Origin of the sequence: Actinoplanes derwentensis, from assembly GCF_900104725.1 — a bacterium.
In the GTDB taxonomy this organism is placed as follows: Bacteria; Actinomycetota; Actinomycetes; order Mycobacteriales; family Micromonosporaceae; genus Actinoplanes; species Actinoplanes derwentensis.
Window position 1 is genome coordinate 3,264,195 of sequence record NZ_LT629758.1, and the last position, 18,213, is coordinate 3,282,407.

Annotated in this window: 16 protein-coding genes; 8 read left to right on the forward strand and 8 right to left on the reverse strand. The window is 70.8% G+C overall.

Going from position 1 to position 18,213, the window contains the following annotated elements; all coding sequences use genetic code 11:
- Positions 1-4: 4 nt before the first annotated feature.
- Positions 5-601, reverse strand: coding sequence for a DedA family protein (locus BLU81_RS14335; RefSeq protein ID WP_157751568.1), 597 nt, complete (start codon positions 599-601; stop codon positions 5-7).
- A gap of 98 nt (positions 602-699) precedes the next feature.
- Positions 700-2,268: a methyl-accepting chemotaxis protein gene (locus BLU81_RS14340; protein WP_092545040.1), complete on the reverse strand. Its 1,569-nt coding sequence runs from the start codon at positions 2,266-2,268 to the stop codon at positions 700-702.
- A 167-nt stretch (positions 2,269-2,435) separates the two neighbouring features.
- Between BLU81_RS14340 and BLU81_RS14345 the strand changes: the two genes are divergently transcribed.
- The 4 genes from BLU81_RS14345 to BLU81_RS14360 all read left to right on the forward strand — a co-directional run bounded on the left by BLU81_RS14345 (position 2,436) and on the right by BLU81_RS14360 (position 5,428).
- Entirely contained in the window at positions 2,436-3,182 is a 747-nt protein-coding gene (locus tag BLU81_RS14345) for a protein-ADP-ribose hydrolase (RefSeq protein ID WP_092545042.1), read from the forward strand.
- Entirely contained in the window at positions 3,175-3,996 is an 822-nt protein-coding gene (locus BLU81_RS14350) for an SIR2 family NAD-dependent protein deacylase (protein ID WP_092545044.1), read from the forward strand. Before BLU81_RS14345 ends, BLU81_RS14350 begins: the two co-directional genes overlap by 8 nt.
- 63 nt (positions 3,997-4,059) lie before the next feature.
- On the forward strand, positions 4,060-4,305 hold the full coding sequence (locus BLU81_RS14355) for a hypothetical protein (RefSeq protein ID WP_092545046.1): 246 nt from the start codon (positions 4,060-4,062) through the stop codon (positions 4,303-4,305).
- Complete coding sequence (locus BLU81_RS14360; RefSeq protein ID WP_231954521.1) at positions 4,280-5,428, forward strand: alpha/beta hydrolase family protein; 1,149 nt, start codon at positions 4,280-4,282, stop codon at positions 5,426-5,428. Before BLU81_RS14355 ends, BLU81_RS14360 begins: the two co-directional genes overlap by 26 nt.
- Here BLU81_RS14360 and BLU81_RS14365 read toward each other — a convergent pair.
- Positions 5,403-7,592, reverse strand: a complete 2,190-nt coding sequence (locus BLU81_RS14365; RefSeq protein ID WP_157751569.1) for a hypothetical protein — start codon at positions 7,590-7,592, stop codon at positions 5,403-5,405. The two genes, BLU81_RS14360 and BLU81_RS14365, sit on opposite strands and share 26 nt — an antisense overlap.
- Positions 7,593-7,671: 79 nt before the next feature.
- Between BLU81_RS14365 and BLU81_RS14370 the strand changes: the two genes are divergently transcribed.
- Positions 7,672-8,103 (forward strand): ATP-binding protein, encoded by a 432-nt coding sequence (locus tag BLU81_RS14370; protein ID WP_092545050.1) that lies wholly within the window; start codon positions 7,672-7,674, stop codon positions 8,101-8,103.
- 29 nt (positions 8,104-8,132) lie between these two features.
- Positions 8,133-8,477 (forward strand): STAS domain-containing protein, encoded by a 345-nt coding sequence (locus BLU81_RS14375; RefSeq protein WP_092545052.1) that lies wholly within the window; start codon positions 8,133-8,135, stop codon positions 8,475-8,477.
- Here BLU81_RS14375 and BLU81_RS14380 read toward each other — a convergent pair.
- Both BLU81_RS14380 and BLU81_RS14385 read right to left on the reverse strand, forming a co-directional pair.
- Positions 8,437-10,014, reverse strand: a complete 1,578-nt coding sequence (locus BLU81_RS14380; RefSeq protein ID WP_092545054.1) for a GGDEF domain-containing protein — start codon at positions 10,012-10,014, stop codon at positions 8,437-8,439. The two genes, BLU81_RS14375 and BLU81_RS14380, sit on opposite strands and share 41 nt — an antisense overlap.
- 28 nt (positions 10,015-10,042) lie before the next feature.
- Entirely contained in the window at positions 10,043-12,223 is a 2,181-nt protein-coding gene (locus BLU81_RS14385; RefSeq protein ID WP_157751570.1) for a putative bifunctional diguanylate cyclase/phosphodiesterase, read from the reverse strand.
- A 155-nt stretch (positions 12,224-12,378) separates the two neighbouring features.
- On the opposite strand from BLU81_RS14385, the gene BLU81_RS14390 reads away from it, so the two are divergent.
- Positions 12,379-13,719, forward strand: coding sequence for an FUSC family protein (locus tag BLU81_RS14390; RefSeq protein WP_092545058.1), 1,341 nt, complete (start codon positions 12,379-12,381; stop codon positions 13,717-13,719).
- A gap of 86 nt (positions 13,720-13,805) precedes the next feature.
- On the opposite strand, the gene BLU81_RS14395 is transcribed toward BLU81_RS14390, so the two are convergent.
- The 3 genes from BLU81_RS14395 to BLU81_RS14405 are packed head-to-tail and all read right to left on the reverse strand — an operon-like array spanning position 13,806 to position 16,056.
- Positions 13,806-14,807, reverse strand: coding sequence for an NAD(P)H-dependent glycerol-3-phosphate dehydrogenase (locus BLU81_RS14395; protein ID WP_092545060.1), 1,002 nt, complete (start codon positions 14,805-14,807; stop codon positions 13,806-13,808).
- An 11-nt stretch (positions 14,808-14,818) separates the two neighbouring features.
- Entirely contained in the window at positions 14,819-15,517 is a 699-nt protein-coding gene (locus BLU81_RS14400) for a hypothetical protein (protein ID WP_092545062.1), read from the reverse strand.
- Positions 15,514-16,056, reverse strand: a complete 543-nt coding sequence (locus tag BLU81_RS14405; protein WP_092545064.1) for a SigE family RNA polymerase sigma factor — start codon at positions 16,054-16,056, stop codon at positions 15,514-15,516. Before BLU81_RS14405 ends, BLU81_RS14400 begins: the two co-directional genes overlap by 4 nt.
- Before the next feature lie 57 nt (positions 16,057-16,113).
- Between BLU81_RS14405 and BLU81_RS14410 the strand changes: the two genes are divergently transcribed.
- Complete coding sequence (locus BLU81_RS14410; RefSeq protein WP_092545066.1) at positions 16,114-18,201, forward strand: cellulose binding domain-containing protein; 2,088 nt, start codon at positions 16,114-16,116, stop codon at positions 18,199-18,201.
- Positions 18,202-18,213 lie beyond the last annotated feature (12 nt).

Sequence of the window (18,213 nt, forward strand, 5' to 3'; positions counted from 1 at the left end):
GAGACTAGGCCTGGACGGCCTCCCGCTTGAGGATCGACGCCCGTCGCTTCTCGCGGATCGCGTACACCGCTGCCAGGCACATGCCGATCCCGATGCCGCAGGCTGCTCCGAGCAGCGGCGACTGGGTGAACAGCTCGCCGCCGCACCGGCCCAGACCGATCACATACGCCGCCCAGCCGATGCTCGCCAGCACGCTGACCGCGGCGAACCGGACCATCGGGAACGCCACCGAGCCGGACACCAGGGCGGTGGCGGTCCGCCCGTACGGCATGAATCTCGCGGCCAGGATCGCGACCGCGCCGTGCCGTAGCAACGCCGCCTCGGCCTTCTGTTTGGCGACCGCGAGTTTGCCGCCGCCGGCGACCCTCGCTCCGGCTTTGCGGCCGATCAGATAGGTCACCCGGTCACCGGCCATCCCGCCGACGGCCACGGCCACGGCCAGCGCGGCGAGGTTGGGGTGGCCGACTGCCGACAGCGCCCCCAGGCTGATCACGACGGCCTCGGACGGCACGACCGGGAGGAACCCGTCGACGGCCACGATCAGGACGACGATCACGTAGAGCCACGGCGAGGAGAGCAGTGGCATCAGGTGGTCAATCATGGCCCGACCGTATTTGACCGGCACCACCCCGGTCGATGGTGCCAGCTCGCCACTGTGGGGTAGGGCTGGCACCACCTAGCGCCGGGTCAAGAGGACGGTCAGTACCGGAAGCGTGACACCAGTGTCTGGAGCTGCCCAGCCGTCGCGGTCAGCTCCTGTGCGGCCTGCCGGGTCTCGTTGACCGAGGTGGTGGTGCGCCTGGTCGCGGCGGACACCCCGGTGATCGTGGTGGCGATGTCGCCGGCACCACTGGCCGCCTCGGTGAGCGTACGGTTCATCTCCTGGGTGGTGGCGGTCTGCTCCTCCACCGCCGAGGCGATGGTCAGCTGGAGCCCGTTGATCCGCTCGATGATCTCGGAGATCTCGCCGATCGCCAGGACCGCGCCGCTGGTGTCGGCCTGGATGGTCTGCACCCGGCGGGAGATGTCCTCGGTGGCCTTGGCGGTCTCCTGGGCCAGGTCCTTGACCTCGCCGGCGACGACCGCGAACCCCTTGCCGAGCTCACCGGCGCGGGCGGCCTCGATGGTGGCGTTCAGAGCGAGCAGGTTGGTCTGCTCGGCGATCGCGGTGATCACCTTGACGACCGTGGCGATCTCCGCCGACGAGTCGCCGAGGCGGCCGACCATCGCGTTGGTCTGCGCGGCGACCTGCACGGCCTGGGCCGCGACCTGGGTGGCCTCCGCGGTGGAGACGCTGATGTCACGGATGGCCGAACCCATCTCCTGCGAACCCGCCGACACGATCTGCAGGTTGTTGGAGACCACGTCGGCCGCAGCGGACACCACTCCGGCCTGGTTGGAGGCTTCGGTGGCGGCGGCGTCGACCGCACCGGAGACCGAGGTCAGCTGCCCGGCCGCACCCTGCAGGGTTCCGGCGTTGCCGGCGAGCTGCACGATGTCGACGCGCAGGCGGCCGACCGCCTTGTCGAGGGCGGTCGCCATCCGGCCGATCTCGTCGGTGCTGGTCACCCCGGAGCTGCGGGTGAGGTCGCCTTCGGCGAGGCCTTCGGCCACATGCGAGACCGCGCCGACGGTACGCCGGACCCGGGCCGCCGTCTGGAAACCGATCAGCAGGCTGAGCCCGATACCACCGGCGAGCAGACCACCGATCAGGTACATGGCTTCCCGCGCCGACGTCTGGGAGTCCTCGATCCGCTGCTCGATCAGGGCCTCCACCCGCTGCTGGAGTGCGGTCTGGTCCTGGGTGAGCGCGTTGTGCAGGGTGTTGAACTCCTCGAAGGCGGTGCCCAGTTCAGTCGGGCTGAAGCCGCTGCGGTCCACCGCCATGAACTTCAGGAACTTCGCCCAGTCCTGCTGCGCGGCGGCGACCGCCGGGTCACCGGGCAGGGCGGTGGCGAGCGTCTGCAGAGCTGCTTGGATGTCCTTCTTGTTCTGCTCCATACCCGCCAGGACCGCGTCCGCGATGGACGGGTAGAGCTGGCTGCTGGATGTGCCGCCGATGTACGACTCGAGGCTACGGCCGAAGGAGCCGACCGACTTGTCGATCAGCGTGGTCCGGCGCAGCTCCTGTTCCGCATGGTCGTTCAAACCGACGATGGTGGACATCGCCACACCGCCGACGAGCAGGCCGGCAGCGGACGCCACCACTGCCGCCGACCCGATCTTGGTGCGCAATGACCGGTCGTCGAAGAACCCGCCGATACCCATTCCTTCTCCTCTTACTTGCCGTGGCTGTGGGATCGGCACCCCCGGACCCGAGTTGAGGAACAGTGACCGGGTCGCGTACGCGGAAGCGGGCGGGTGTCGGATTTTGACCATCGGGCGTCGGCTCCGTACCGCCCGGCGAGCAGTGCGGGGACCTAGCGTCTACCAGCGTGTCCACTGATCGAATACTTGCCCGGCTCGGGATTCCGGGCGGCCGCGGGGCGCGGGAACGGCTCCGGGCCGCGCTGGTGACGAGTGCGCCGAGGTCGCTGCCGCCGGACGTGCTGACGATGCTCGACGAACTGCTGACGGCGGAGTCCGCGGGACGGACGGTGACCGACGCCGCCACGCTGCCCACCGTCGACGGGCGGGACCGGATCGTGCTGTGGCGCGGTGACATCACCGCGCTGCGGGTGGACGCGATCGTCAACGCCGCCAACAGCGCCCTGCTGGGCTGTTTCCAGCCGGAGCACCGGTGCGTCGACAACGTCGTCCACACCGCGGCGGGGCCCCGGCTGCGCGACGAATGCCACACGCTGATGACGGAGCAGGGCTTTCCGGAACCCACCGGCAGCGCCAAGATCACCTCCGGCTATCACTTGCCGGCCCGGTACGTGCTGCACACGGTCGGCCCGATCGTGCGCGGACCGGTCACACCGGGGCACGAGGCGGCGCTTGCTTCCGCGTACCGCAGCTGTCTGGATCTCGCGGCGACCCGCGGTGACATCCGCGGTATCGCCTTCTGCTCGATCAGCACCGGGCTCTTCGGTTTCCCGCCGGAACCGGCCGCCCGGATCGCGGTGGCGACCGTCACCGGCTGGCTGGCCGCGCACCCGGGCCGCCTGGACCGGGTCGTCTTCGACGTGTGGACCGCTGACGATCACGCCTGCTACCAGAAAGAACTGACCCATGAGTGACGCACGTTTCCGCCGCTGGCTGGATGAGGCCGACCGGATCGTGATCGGCGCCGGAGCCGGGCTGTCCGCGGCGGCCGGTTTCGACTACACCGACACCCGGCGGTTCGCCGAACTGTTCCCGGCCCTGCACCGGCTCGGGTTGCGGGCCCGCTACCAGCTGATCGGCGCGCACCTGCCGGGCCCGCTGATGTGGGGCTACTGGGCCACGCACGTCGCCGACATACGGTTCGGCCCGGAGCCGTCGCCGGTCTATCAGCGGCTGCGGGAGCTGGTCGGCGACCGCGAGCACTTCGTGCTGTCCAGCAACGTGGACGGGCTGTTCGAACGCAACGGCTTCGATCCGGACCGGGTGTTCACGCCGCAGGGCGACTACGCGTTCTACCAGTGCGAGACGCCGTGCAGCCGGGAGGTGTGGGCGAGCCGGCCGATCGTGGAGGCGGCGCTGAGCGCCTACGACCCCGCCTCCGGCGAGATCACCGACCCGGCGATGATCCCGGCCTGCCCGCGATGCGGCGGCGAGGTGTTCCTCAACGTGCGCAAAGGCCCGGAGTACGTGGGGGACCGCTACCTGCCGGCCGGCCACCGGTTCCAGCAGTGGCTGTCGGCGACCCCGCCGGACGCCCGGCTGCTGGTGCTGGACGTCGGCACCGGCTTCAACACTCCCGGGGTGGTGCGGCAGCCGATGGAACAGATCGCGCTGGCCTTCCCGAACGCCCGTCTGGCCCGGATCAACGTGGAACATCCGCAGGTGCCGGAGGTACTGGCCGGGCGTGCGATCGGCATGGCCCGGGACGCCGCCTATGCCTTCCGGTAGAGCCGGATCTCCCTCTCCGGCCGGAGGCCGCGACTCAAGTTCAACTACGCGCCGGCGCCGCTGATGTGGGCACGGTGGGAGGCCGATACCGCCGCGCGGAAACAATGGCGGCGGACCCGGACCGACGACGTGCTGGTGGCCCGCCCCGGCCGGCTGCTCGCCAACCCGAGACGCGAGGCCCGCGACACCACCCACCTGCTGCGGATGCTGCTCCAGCACGACGACAACCGTTCGGTGCGGCTGCTGCGCCACCTGGGCGTGTGTATTCCACACGGTTTCGGCAGTGCGGAACACACCCCGGACCGGTGACATCGACGACTACCCCGCGACGCTCGCCCACCGGAGAGTCGAAGGCATGCTGACGACACTTCTCGCCGTCGTTCTGGCGGCCACCCAGCTCACCCTGCCACAGCCGACCGGCCCGCTCCGGGTCGGCACCGCCACCGCGCATCTGGTCGACACCTCCCGCCCCGACCCGTGGGTGGCGGCCGAGCGGCACCGCGAGCTGATGGTGCAGGTGTGGTACCCGGCCAGGTCGGTTCGCGGCCATCAGCGCGCCGACTGGGTCTCCCCCGGCGTCGCCGCCATCGTCAACCCACCGGACAGCGGGTTCACGCTGCCGGTGACACACGGATACGTGGGGGCGCCGCCCGCGCCCGGCCGCCATCCGGTGCTGCTCTACTCCCCCGGGTTCGGTGTCGAGCGCACCGCGAGCACCGCCCTGGTCGAGGACCTGGCCGGCCACGGCTACGTGGTCGTCACGATCGACCACCCGCACGACGCCGGGTTCGTCGAGTTTCCGGACGGCCGGATCGCCCTGCGCGACATTCCCACGCCCACGTCCCCCGAGCAGGAGGAGCAACTTCTTGACAAGGTCCTTGACGTACGGGTGACCGACACCCGATTCGTGCTCAGCCGCCTGCGGGAACTGCCGGCCGCCACCGCGATGGACCTGTCCCGGATCGGCATGTTCGGGCACTCGATGGGCGGCGCGACGGCGGCCGCCACGATGCTGGTGGACCGGCGGATCCGGGCCGGGCTCAACCTGGACGGCTCGTTCACCGGGCCGGTGATCGAAGCCGGTCTGAACCGGCCGTTCCTGATGCTGGGTTCCGACACGCACGGCGACGAGCAGGACGAGACGTGGACCCGTACCTGGGCGAAGTTGCGCGGCCCCCGCTACTGGCTGGAGCTGACCGGTTCGGCACATCTGTCGTTCAGCGACTACCAGGTGCTGTTCCACCAGATCGGCCTGCCCGCCGACCAGATCGAACAGACGGTCGGCAGCATCGACGGCGACCGCTCGGTGGCGATCCAGCGGGCGTACGTCCGCGCCTTCTTCGACCGTCACCTGCGAGGCCGTCCCGGCACCCTCCTGAACGGACCGTCGCCCCGCTATCCGGAGATCAGCTTCCCGGCAGCAGCAGGGTGAACACCCGGTGCAGCCGGGCCCGGCCGGGGGCGTCGGCGGCCAGGATCTCGACCAGCGCGAGGATCGTCGCGCCGGTCCGGGGGGCCGGTTCCCAGGGGGGCTGCCGGGCGGCGGTGAAGGCGTGCACGGCGTCCTCGATCGGCCGGTCGCCGTCCAGGTGCTCGGCGCAGTAGGCGAGGCCTTCGCACTCGCGGGCCTCGAAACCGCTGCCGGTCGCGTCCAGCAGCCGGTTGAACCACGCGCGGGACTCGGCCGGCCGGTTCGCGCGGCGGTGAGCGAGACCGCCGACGGCCAGCGCGAGCAGCGACTGGTTCGGGTCGCGGTAGCGTTCGGCCAGGGCGGCGGCCTGGGCGGCCTGGTCCCACCGGTCCTGCCGGAGCAGGGCCAGGCAGATCGTGGTCCGGGCGCGCGGCAGGGTCGCCGAGTCGTTCACCGGCAGGGCCATCGCGACCGCGCGCCGGGCGTGGTCGAGGGCGGCCGGCCAGTCCTGCCGGGCGAGCGCCAGGTCGGCCAGTGCCTCGTAGTAGGCGGCGTGCGAGGCCGACGCCCGCTCCACGAGGTGGTCGGCGGCGAGCAGGTCGCCGGTCTCGGAGTGCAGGCGGGCCAGCCGGAGCGCGGCCGGCATCCACTGGCCGGGCCAGGGTTCGGCGAGTTCGGCCGCCCGGGTCATGGTGTGCAGCGCCTCCCGGAACCGGCCTTGCAGGCGCAGGCAGCGGGCCATTCCGTCCAGGGCGGTGGCGACGAGCCGCTGGTCGGCGTGCGGGTGGTCGCGGACGTGTTCGAAACCGATCAGTGCCTCGCCGTCGTCGTCGCGGGCCAGGGCGAGCCAGGCGAGGTTCAGCCGGATCCGGACCCGGGTCTGATCGCCGGCCAGGTGCAGGGCCTGCTGGTAGTGCTCCCAGGCCGGTTCGAACTCGCCGCGCTCCTGACTCAGCCGGGCCAGGACGTTGTGGTTCTCCACCTGATCGGCCGGTGCGATCTCCTCGGCCAGCCGCTCGCGGGCGGCCCGGAACGACGCACTCGGAAGCGGGCCGTCGTCCAGTTCCCCGATCCGCTGGAACGCCCGGATCGGATCCCCGGCCCGCAGCCAGGCACGGACCTCGGCGAGCGCGGCCGACGGGTCACCGGCGTCCCGCAGCAGTTGCGCCGCGCGGGCCGACACCTGGGCCGGGGCCTGCCGCAGTACCCGTTCGGCCTCGGGTTCCGGCACGAAGTAGAGGTCGGTGCCGGGGACCTGGTGGATCGCGTGCGGGCTCAGTTCGTCGAGTCGTTTCCGGATCGCCTCCTGCCCGAACCGGCTGCCGCCGATGAGAGCCGGCCCGGCCGGGACACCGAGGGCCGCGACCGCCCGGTACAGGTCGTACTGGTCCGGGTTCAGTCCGGTCACGAACTGGTCCAGCAGCAGGCCGGGGATGTCGGCCGGGTCCTGCCGCGCCCAGGTGTGGATCAGGGCGGCCAGGTCGGCCGCGGTGATGCCCGAGGTGGCCACGACGGCGTCGAAGAGCTGCACCAGCCGGGGTACGCCCTGAAAGTAGCCGCAGAGCCGTTCCTGGGTGCGATGGTCCAGTGCGGTGAACCGCCCGGCGGCGCCTTCCGCGGATCGGCGGGCGAAGTCCTTGAAGTAGCCGACCGGCAGGCCGTCGGCTTCGATGACGTACCGCGGATCGAGCCACCACAGCCCGGCCCTCGGTTGCGGAAGCACGTCGGTGACCAGCACGATCTTGTGCCCCCGGCGGTCGGCGAACGCCTCCTCCAGGGCCAGATCCCGCAGTCGCCCGTCGGCGTCCAGCAGATGCTGGGCGGAGTCGATGACGATCACCGATCTGCGGGTACGCCCGTCGAAGGTCCCGTCGCCGTCCAGGATCCGGCCGGTGGCCGTGGCCCCGTCGTGGATCACCACCCGGGTCCGCAGCAGCCGGAACGGTTCCAGGACCCGGGTGACGAGTTCGGTCTTGCCGACCCCGGCCGGCCCGGTCACCACGATCACCCGCGCGTCCCGGCTCCACAGTGCCCGGCGCAGCGCGGTGCGTGTCCGGGTCCGGTCCAGGAACGGACGGGCCGCCCGGTGCTGTCCCTCGGCGATCCGGTTCCGGAAGCCGGGCCAGGTCCGGACGGCGAGGAGCAACGCGATAGCGGTGACCGAGAGTCCACCTATCCGTCTCATCGCGTCATGATGCTCCTGTCACACCCGATCTCGGGAGATGGCGTGCGTAATCATCGATGGTGCGGGGCACAGGATCCGGGTGGATCGGATCCCTGTCTCCTCGCCGCCGCCAACCGCCCGTTCCCTGCGACAGTGGACGCTCACCAGTACCACCGAGTTGCGGGCGCTCCGGGCGTCGCTCCATCGTGAACTGACCGCAGATCCGGCGTTCACCCAGCACGATCCGGACGACGTGATCGACCGGATCGTGCTGGTCGCCACCGAACTGGCGACCAATGCGATCCGGCACGGTCTGCCACCGACCGAGATCCGGCTGCTGTACGACGCGGGCCGGCTCATCCTCGACGTCGCCGATCACGACCTGACGTCGGCGCCGGAGCCGGCCGGTGGCCGCCCACTGGGCGAGGGTGGCCGCGGGCTGCTGCTGGCCCGCTCGTTCTCGCTGGATGTGGGCTGGTACGCGACGCCGGACACCAAGCACATCTGGGCGTCATTCCCCCTCGAGAGGTGATCGCAACAATTTGCTGGTAGACAAACAAGGTGCCGGACGACTACTTCTCCATCAGCCTCGCACCGGTCCAGGCCGGTCCCGGCGGTCTGCGGACCCGCCGGGTCCTGCTGGCCGGCGAGTTCGACATCGACACCCGCGACGAGTTGACCACCAGCCTGCTCGGCGTCGTCGAGGCCGGTGACGGCGACCGGATCGTCGTCGACCTGACCGGGGTCCGGTTCATCGACTCCGAGGCGCTCGGCGGGATCATCGACGGTTATCAGGCCGCCGACCGGGCCGGTCTCGAATTCCGGATCGCCAACCCGGCCGGCATCGTGAAACGCCTCTTCGAGGTCATCGGCCTCGACCACCTGCTGGAACCGGCCGTGGGGTGAGCCCGCCGACGTGCACCCGGTCACGGCCGGACTCCTTGGCGGCATACAGGGCCATGTCGGCGGTGTGGATGAGTTCCCGGATGTCGTGGGCGGTGGTGGACGCGGTGACACCGGCGCTCACCGTGACCGCGGCGGCACCGCTGTCACCGGCTTTGACCGCCCGGCGCACCTCGTCGACCCGGGCGGTCGCCTCGTCGATGCCACAGTCGGCCAGGACGATGGCGAACTCCTCGCCGCCGTACCGGGCCACCAGGTCACCGGGGCGGGCCACCACGGACAGCCGCTGCGCCACCTGACGGAGCACGTCGTCGCCGGTGGTGTGCCCGTACCGATCATTGATCTGTTTGAAGTGGTCGATGTCGACCAGGGCGAAGCTGAGCGGGCGCCCGGACGCCAGCATGCCGGACAGCGTGGTCATCAGGTGGCGGCGGTTGTGCAGGCCGGTGAGGTGGTCCCGGTTGGCCTGTTCGGCCAGGTCGCTGCGGAGCCGTTCGATGGTGGCGAGCTGGGTGTGCAGCTGGGCGTTGGCGTGTTCCAGGGCGCGGCGCCGGTCGTTGTCCTCGGTGACGTCCCGGGCCACCAGGACCCAGGCGGTGTCGCTGCTGCGGCGGCCGGTGACCGCGCTGATCTGGACGCTGAGGTCGATACCCGTACCGCCGATGTCGTTGATCGTGAATTCGCTGTGCCCGCCTGCGGGAAACTCGCCGAACACGGCGGGGAGACGGTCGGCGGCGCCGAGGTGTTCGACCAGGCTGCGGGCGGCCGGGTTGTGGTCCAGTACGCGGCGCTGGCCGTCGACCACGATGACCAGGTCGGACATGATCCGGAACAGATCGTGGTGGGAGACCGGGGCGGCGGACGGTGACGAGTCGTGGCGGACCATCCAGTACATGACCGGTGCGCCGACCGCCAGGCCGATGGCGGTGAGGTCGACGAGCCGGCCGCCGGACAGGATGCCGACCAGGTTGACCAGGACGGACGGCAGGGTGGTCAGGACGGCCAGCAGGTAGCCGCGTTTGCGGCCGGCGCCGCGGATGAAGACCCGGAAGACCCGGACGCCGGAGATGGTGAGCAGGGCGTAGCAGTAGAGGGCGTGGACCCAGAAGAGCGGACCGAAGACCGCGGCGTACGCCCCACCGACGCTTGTCGCTTTCAAGTGGTCGATGAACAGGTGATGCCACGGGTTGGTGGCCAGGGCGATCGTGCAGAGCAGCGGTTCGGCGGCCAGGATCAGGGCGGTCCGCGGCCGGAGTCGCCAGAACCGGTCGGCGAGCGCCCGCGACGTCACCCACCAGCCGCCGACCAGCAGGAACACGCCCGCGTAGGTGAGCGAGATCGACCACAGCGCGACGGTCGGATCGCGCCAGAACAGCGTGACCATCGACATCGCCGACCACCACACCGAACCGGCCGCGAGCACCGCGATGGAGAGGTAGCCGGTCGCCTCGTGGCGCCGGAGCCACGCCGACACCGAGACGATCGCCGAGATCACGACGGCCGCCCCGAAGATCGCCGCAATGGAGAGAACCGCCGTCATGACATCTCCATCGGCGTGCCGGTGACCGTCACGCGGAAAGTTGCTGAAAGCCGGTGTAGGTCACATCGGCGGCCAGTTCGGGGATCCGGTCGGCGGGCACCGGCCGGGAGAACAGGAAGCCCTGTCCGCGCTGGGAGCCGAGATTGATCAGTTCCCGGGCCTGCATCTCCTCCTCGATGCCTTCCGCGACGGTGGTCAGCCGCAGGATCTGGGCGAGCCGGACGATGGCCTCGGCGATCGCCGAACCCTCGGCGGTGCCGTCGAGCTGAGCCACGAAGCTGCGGTCGATCTTCAGGATGTCGACCGGCAGCCTGGTGAGGTACTGCAGTGACGAGTAGCCGGTGCCGAAGTCGTCGATGGCGATCCGGACCCCGGCGGCCCGGATGGTGCGCAGGGCGGCGATCTCGACCGCTTCGTTGACCATCGCCGATTCGGTCACCTCGACGACCAGGTTGATCGCCGGCAGGCCGGTGCGGTCGAGGGCGCCCAGCACGTCCCGGGCCAGGCTGGGTTCCTGCAACTGACGTGGTGAGACGTTCACCGTCACGGTCAGGTCGATCCCGGCGGCCCGCCACGCGACGGCCTGCCGGCAGGCCTGTTCCAGCACCCACTGGCCGATCGCCACGATGTCGCCGGAGCGTTCGGCGACCGGGATGAACCGGCCGGGTGACACGTCGCCGTGCAGTGGCGAATGCCAGCGCAGCAACGCCTCCACGGCCACCACCCGCCGGGTCGCCAGCTCGACGATCGGCTGGTAGAGCACGGTGAACTCGTCGCGCTGCAGCGCGCCTTCGAGGGCTTCGGCTAGGGCCGCGTCGGCGGCGCGACGGTCGTTCATGCTGGCCTCGTAGACGACGAACGTCGCGGTGCCGGCGCGTTTGGCGTGGGTGAGGGCGATCTCGGCGTTGCGCAGGATGGTCTTGGCCGGTTCGTCGGTGCGGGCCACCGCCACGCCGATGGCGCCGTCCGGGAACGCCGCGAGGATCCGCTGGGCCACGGTGGTGGCCTCGCTGACGACGGCGGCGTCGCTGACCAGCACGCCGAACGTGTTCTCGCTGAGCCGGGCGACGAGGTCGTCGGCGCGGACCGAGGAGCGCAGGGCGTCCGGCACCGCCGCGCCGGGTGGGATGGCGATCGCCAGGACCGCGCAGTTCTCCCGGGCGCGGACCAGTGCGGCCAGGGCCTCCCGCAGGGCGGCCCGGCTGGCCAGCCCGGTCTCGAAGTCGCGGCTGGCCCGGGCCTGGGTGGACGACAACTCCAGCCACTGCCGGACGGCGACGGCGGCGATCATCACGCCGGTCGCCACGATCAGGCCGCTCCACCGGAGGAAGCCGGCGGTCGACACGATCACGCCGAGCAGCAGGGCGACCCCGGACACCAGTGCTCCCAGCGGCAGGAACGCCACCCAGCGGGGCGGGCCGGTGCGCCGGGCCCGGTCGGTGACACTGCCGATGCCGGAGCTGGTCATCAGGGGCGAGAGGGTGAGCAGTACGTGGGTGGTGACCAGCATGATCCCGCCGCCCGGCCCGGCCGCGTGGTCGGCCACCGCGGGCAGGCCGGTCACCCAGGCGGTGTCGGTGACGATCGCCAGGGCCATGCCACCGAGCAGTACCGAGATCGGGTCCCGCCAATGGGTGATGACGCCGCGCAGCAGCATCGCGGCGATCGCCATGGCCAGCATCAGGCCGGCGAGCGGCATGCCGGCCAGGATGATCCAGGCCTTGTCGGGGCTGCCGCTCCACAGCGCCGGGTCCAGCCCCACACACCAGATGATCATGACGGCGGCGGCGCCGACGGCCACCATCTCCGCGACGAACGCCTGCCGGTGCGGGCCGCTCAGCCGGGTCAGCGGGCCGAGCACCGTGGAGAAGCCGAGCAGGGCCATCCCGGCGGCGTGCGCGGACGCCGCGACCCACCACACCCAACTCGGGCCGCCGAACGCCCAGGCCAGGAAGAGGAGCGCGTTGAGGACACCGAGCCCGCGGGCGACCGCGGCGACCCGGCAGGACAGGCTGTGGAGCCCGAGCCGGGCCACCCGCAACAGGTAGAACACGCCCAGCGCGTCGATGACGGCCAGGGAACCGCCGAGCACCATCGGGTACCAGCCGGGCCGGATCCAGCCGAGCCCCTGAGCGGCCAGGAGCACCAGCAGGAGCAGGAGTACGGCACGAGGCAGCGCCGTCGCACCCGTACCCCTGACACGTCTCATGTCCGCACTGTCGGTCCGATCAGCGCGGAACTGAGTGAAGTCACTCAACCGGGCGCGACGCCCGTCACATTTGCACTAATTCCAAAGATTGCACAGATTACGGCGATAGTTTTTGAGTCAGAAGATCAATCAGGAAAAGAGAGAAAGCCGTTTTCTTGTCTCCGCAATCGCTCGTCTCCGCCTCTGATCCGACCACCGTCGTCGCCGCCGGCCTGGTGCTCTGCGCGGTCCTCGCCGCCCTGCTGCGCCGCAAGGTCAAACCGGCCGTCGAGCTGACCTGCCGGGCCCTGTTCTCCCGGTTGCAGCCGCACCTTCCGGCGCCACTGCGCCGCCTGGCGCACCGGTGCCGCGAGAAGGTGGAGGCGGCCACCGCCCGGTCGGTGCTGGTGACCGGGGTGGCCGCGGGGATCGCGCTGGCGGCGGCACAGACGCTGGACCTGGCCGGCCCGGTGCTCGCCGCGATCTCGGCGACGCTGTCGGTGCAGATGAGTTCGCACGCGTCGTTGCGGGAGGGTTCGAAACGGCTGATCGGCACGCTCGCCGGCATCGCCGTCACGCTCGCCGTGTGGGGCGCGTTCGGGGTGACGCCGTGGTCGATCGCGGCGATCGCCGCCCTGGGCCTGGCCGCCGGCAAACTGCTGCGGCTCGGGGACAGTTCGGCCACCGTGCCGCTGACGTCGATGGGCATCCTGGTCGGCGGCACGATGATCACCGAGACGTTCGTGTGGGAGCGGGTCGAGGCCACCGTGCTCGGCATCGTGGTCGGCGTGATCCTGTCGCCGCTGGTCGGCGGGGTATCCCCGATCGAGCAGGCCCGGATCAAGCTGGCCCACCTGTCCGGTGAGATCGGCCGCCTGCTCGGCGCGCTCGGCGCCGGGGTGCGCGACGGTTACAGCCGGGAGCAGGCCGAACAGTGGCTGGCCCGGTCCCGGGAACTCGACGAGGACCTGGCCGGCGCGGTGACCGCCGTGGACGAGCTGACCGGGCACGCCCGCTGGTCGCTGACCACCCCGATGACCCGGGTGAACCCGATGGACCAGACCCTGCGCGCCCTGGAGCACGGGGTGCAGCAGGTCAACTCGGTGGCCCGGTCGATGTTCGACGCCGTGGCGGCACCGGGCTCGCCGTCCGTACCCGCGCCGATCGGTCAGGTCCTGACCGCCGCGGCGGACGCCTTCGCGGCGCACTCCGAGCTGGTCGCGGTGCGCGGCGCGGCCGCCGGACCGGATGCCGGCGGCCTGCACGACCTGCTGAACTCGCTGCGTGCGGCCCGGCAGCGGACGATGCGGGCGGTGCGCACCGAGGTCGAGGACACCGGCGTGCTGGTGCTCACCGGCTCGATCATCACCGACATCGACCGGATGGCCGGATCACTCGAACGGTCCGCGCCGGCCCTCACCGTCGGGGTGCGCGAGCCGGGCCCCGGCCTGCCCGCGGTCTCCGAGGTGCTGCCCGCCGTGCGCCTGGTCTGGGAGAAGGCCCTCACCAGGCGGTGACACCCTGGTTGCTCGGCTGGAAGGTGCCGACCTTCAGAGCCTTCATGGTGATGTTGCTCTTCTCCGGCGCCGGCCGACAGCAGGGCTCAGCCGGGCTCGGACTCGTGCCCGGCCGGGAGGGTCCGCAGTAGACCGTCATAGGCCCGCAAGGCAGTGATCTCACCGGTCACGACCCGGTGGATGGTCCGGGTGATCGGCATCGCCAGCCCGTGCCGGTCGGCCAGCTGAACCGCCGCGTGCACGGTCTTGACCCCCTCGGCGACCTGCCCCATCTCGCCGAGGATGTCGGCCAGGCTCCGGCCCCGGCCGAGTTGCTCGCCGACGTGCCGGTTGCGGCTGTGCGGGCTGATGCACGTCGCCACCAGGTCACCCATCCCGGCCAGCCCGGCCAGGGTGGCCGGTTCGCCGCCCATCGCGACCGCGAGGGTGGTCAGCTCGGCGAGACCGCGGGAGATCACCCCGGCCCGGGTGTTGTCGCCGACACCCAGGCCCTGGGCGATCCCGGTGGCGATCGCCACCACGTTCTTCAGCGCGCCGCCGACCTCGCAGCCGATCACGTCGTGGTTGGTGTAGACGCGCAGCAGACCCCGCCGGAAGATCCGCTGGATCTCGGTGGCGACGGTCAGGTCCTCGGTGGCGATCACGGTAGCCGCCGCCATCCCCGCCATGATCTCCTTGGCCAGGTTGGGGCCGGTGAGCGCGGCGGCGGGGTGGCCCGGCAGCACCTCTTTGATCACTTCGGTCATCCGCAGCAGGGAGTCCCGTTCCAGGCCCTTGCTGAGGCTCACCACCGGGATCCACGGGTGCAGGTTCGGCCGGGCCAGCTCCAGGGTGTCGCGGAAGGCCCCGGTCGGCACGCCGACGACGAGCAGTTCGGCGTGGGCCGCCGCCTCGGCGAGGTCGGCGGTGGCGCGCAGCCGCTCCGGGAGCGGGAATCCCGCCAGGTAGCGGTCGTTGCTGTGCTTGGCGTTGATCTCGTCCGCGGTGGCCTCGTTCCGCGCCCAGATCAGCGATTCATGATCGCGGCGGGTGAGGACCGAGGCGACTGTCGTTCCCCACGAGCCGGAGCCGAGCACAGTGATCCGCATGAAACCTGACCTTAATCCTTCACGATGCCCTTCGCACCGGCCTGCCGGTCGATGGCGTCCTGGTGGACGGTCAGACCGGCGCCGAGTTCGAGCAGTTGGTCGCGGGTCAGCGGGACATCGGCCTGAATGGTGGCGTAGACGTCGTCGGACACCGAGATGATCAGCTGGGTGGTGGGGCCGATCGAGTGCAGGATCGCCTTCTTCCCGGCGACGGTGACCGTGTCACCGGTCAGCTCACCCCGGTAGAACTTGTTCTCCAGGAAGATGGCGATCTTGCCGGTGAAGATCTCCGGGTCGTAGAGCGGATCCACCGACGGGTCGACGTCGGGGCCGGGGTTGCGGGCCGCGTCCGGGGCGATGGTCAGGCCGCCGTAGTAGTCCTTCTGGACGAAGAAACCCTCCGGCACCTTGGCGATGGTGAAGTTCTTCGGCTGCTCGCCGCGGTAGTCGACGAGTCTGATGGTCTCGGCGGTGGCACCGATCGCGGGCCGGGCCTCGGTGGCACCGTCCCGGACAGCGGGAGTCGTGCCGAGCACGGCCACCGCGGCGGCCAGGGCGGCGATCCCGAAGGCGGACCCGGCGGCCACCCGGGCGGTGCGCCGGCGGCGGACCGCCCGGTGGCCACGGGCCACGTCGGCGGCGATGGTGTCGTCGGAGGCGGCCGGGACCGGGCCGGCGAAACGGGCGAGGCGTTCGTTCAGGTCGTTCATCGGGTTGCTCCTTGCGGGATCAGTGGGGTGGCGGACGGGCTGAGGGAGGCGCGGAGCTTGTCGAGGGCGCGGGCGGTCTGGCTCTTGACCGTTCCGGCCGAGCAGCCGAGTGCCACGGCGGTGTCCGCGACGTCCATGTCGTGGACGAACCGGAACACCACGGCGGCCCGCATCCGGGGCGGCAGTTCCTTGAGCGCGCGGGCGAGTTCCGGGTCGGCGTCGGCACCGGTGGCCACACCGGGGCCTTCGGGGACTTCGGCGACCGGCCGTTCGAAGCGGCGCCAGATGCGGCGGCGCTCGTCCATCAGGGCGTTGAACAAGGCCCGTTTGATGTACGCGTTCGGGCTCTCCGCCTGCTGGAACGCCCTCCACGAGACGAACAGTTTGGTCAGCGCGGTCTGCACCAGATCCTCGGCCAGGTGGTTGTCGCCCGCGGTCAGCAGCCGGGCGGTGTGCAGCATGTGGCCCCGTTTCTCGGCCACGAAGCCGGCGAACTGCCGATCGCGCTCGGTTCTCTCCGAGCTCCTGTCTGTTTTCACGTTCTCCCAGACCGTGGTCGGACCCGATGAGGTTGCACGGTTTCCCGTTATTGACAGATGTCTTTCTCGAAGCCGAGCATTGGGAGCGCTCCCATCCCCTGCTTCTCGCGGAGAGTGCCTGTGCACACCTCATGGAAAGCGATCGCGAGCACCGTCCTGCTCGCGGCCGCCACCGCCGTCGTCCCCTCCTCCCCCGCCACCGCCGTCACCACCTCCCGGGTGGACGTCGACGTCCGGGCCGGTCTCGCCACCGTCGGTGACGTCGCCGTCGGCGTCAACCACGCCATCTGGGACTCCCAGCTCGGCACCCCCGCCGTCGCCGACCTGCTCGGTGACGCCGGAGTGACCATGCTGCGCTATCCGGGCGGCTCGTACGCCGACATCTACCACTGGCGCGACCACACCGCACCCGGCGGTTACGTGGCCCCGAACACCGACTTCGACACGTTCATGGCCGGAGCCCGGCGAACCGGCGCCGAGCCGATGATCATCGCGAACTACGGCACCGGCACCGCCCAAGAGGCCGCCGACTGGGTGCGCTACGCCAACATCACCAAGGACTACGACGTCGAGCACTGGACCATCGGGAACGAGAACTACGGCAACGGTCACTACGGTTCCGCCTGGGAAGCCGACGACCACGCCGACAAGAGCCCCCGGGAGTACGCGACCACGCTCATCGCGTACGCCGATGCCATGAAAGCCGTTGATCCGGACATCAAGATCGGTGCCGTCCTGACGATGCCCGGCAACTGGCCGGACAACATCGTCGGCGCCGGTGACCAGGGCAGCTGGAACCAGGAGGTGCTCACCCGCGCCGGTTCGGTGATCGACTTCGTGGACGTGCACTGGTACCCCGGCGGCGCCACCCCGGCCGAAACGCTCACCAAACCGGCCCAGATCACCGACGCGGTGCACCTGCTGCGGGGACAGCTTCGTGATTTCGCCGGTGACACCACCGGCCGGATCGGCATCAGCATGACCGAGACCAACGTCGAGGTCGGCCGCAACACCCAGCCCGGCGCGCTGTTCCTCGCCGACGTCTACAGCGGCCTGCTCGCCCAGGGTGTCTTCACCGTCCACTGGTGGAACACGCACAACGGACTCGGCACCGTCTCCGAGGTCGCCGGGCACACCGACTACGGCGACTACGGGCTGCTGTCCAGCGGCAACTGCAACGCCGACAGCACGGTCTGCCAGCCGCCGCTGAACACGCCGTTCGCGCCCTACCACGCGTTGTCCCTGGTCGGCGACCTGGCTCGGCCCGGCGCTCGTTTCATCGCCGCGGGCAGCGACAACGACAAGATCACCGCCCATGCCGTACGCCGGGCCAACGGTGATGTGGCCCTCCTGCTGATCAACAAGGACCCGGATGCCGCCCAGTCGGTGTCGCTGAACTACCACGGGTTCACGCCCGCCGCGGGCACACCGACCGTGTCCACGTACACCAACGGCGCCGAGACCATCGTGACCGGCGCGACCGGCAGTGCGACGACGCAGACGCTGGCCCCGTACTCCATCAGTCTGTTGACCTTGCACCCGAACCAGGTGACCACCACGCCGCCCGCACCCCGCAAACCGACCGCGACCGTCACCGACCGCGGAGCGACCATCTCATGGCCGGCCGGTGCGGCCGGTCTGAAGTACGAGGTGTACCGCCAGAACGGCGGCGCCGCGGAACTGCTCGGCGAGACCACCGCCACCACCCTGACCGTCGGCAACCTGCAGCCCGGCCACCGCTACACGGTCAACGTGGTCGCCCGCGACACCGCCGGCCGCCTCTCCGCCCCGTCGCCGCCGCTGACGTTCACCACCGCCACCCCGGCCGCCGCCGGTTGCACGGTGAAGTTCCGGGACGTCAACGACTGGGGCAACGGCTACGTCGGCCAGGTGGACATCACCAACAACACGACGGCAGCCGTCGGCAACTGGACCCTGACATTCGACTGGCCGACCGGCTGGCAGACCCTGAGCAGCGGCTGGAACGCCACCTGGACCCAGACCGCCCGCACCGTCCGGGTGGTCGGCGACGGCTCCCTGGCCGCGGGAGCGACCACGAGCACCGGTTTCGTCGGCAACTACAGCGGCCCCAACGTCCTGCCCACCGTCTTCACCCTCAACGGAACCGTCTGCACCAGCGCGTAGATGATCCGGACC

Bases quoted from the DNA above. Each gene is read 5' to 3' on its own strand.
- BLU81_RS14335 (WP_157751568.1), bottom strand. From the start codon at position 601: ATGATTGACCACCTGATGCCACTGCTCTCCTCGCCGTGGCTCTACGTG.
- BLU81_RS14340 (WP_092545040.1), bottom strand. From the start codon at position 2,268: ATGGGTATCGGCGGGTTCTTCGACGACCGGTCATTGCGCACCAAGATC.
- BLU81_RS14350 (WP_092545044.1), top strand. From the start codon at position 3,175: ATGAGTGACGCACGTTTCCGCCGCTGGCTGGATGAGGCCGACCGGATC.
- BLU81_RS14355 (WP_092545046.1), top strand. From the start codon at position 4,060: ATGTGGGCACGGTGGGAGGCCGATACCGCCGCGCGGAAACAATGGCGG.
- BLU81_RS14365 (WP_157751569.1), bottom strand. From the start codon at position 7,592: ATGAGACGGATAGGTGGACTCTCGGTCACCGCTATCGCGTTGCTCCTC.
- BLU81_RS14380 (WP_092545054.1), bottom strand. From the start codon at position 10,014: ATGACGGCGGTTCTCTCCATTGCGGCGATCTTCGGGGCGGCCGTCGTG.
- BLU81_RS14385 (WP_157751570.1), bottom strand. From the start codon at position 12,223: ATGAGACGTGTCAGGGGTACGGGTGCGACGGCGCTGCCTCGTGCCGTA.
- BLU81_RS14395 (WP_092545060.1), bottom strand. From the start codon at position 14,807: ATGCGGATCACTGTGCTCGGCTCCGGCTCGTGGGGAACGACAGTCGCC.
- BLU81_RS14400 (WP_092545062.1), bottom strand. From the start codon at position 15,517: ATGAACGACCTGAACGAACGCCTCGCCCGTTTCGCCGGCCCGGTCCCG.
- BLU81_RS14410 (WP_092545066.1), top strand. From the start codon at position 16,114: ATGTCTTTCTCGAAGCCGAGCATTGGGAGCGCTCCCATCCCCTGCTTC.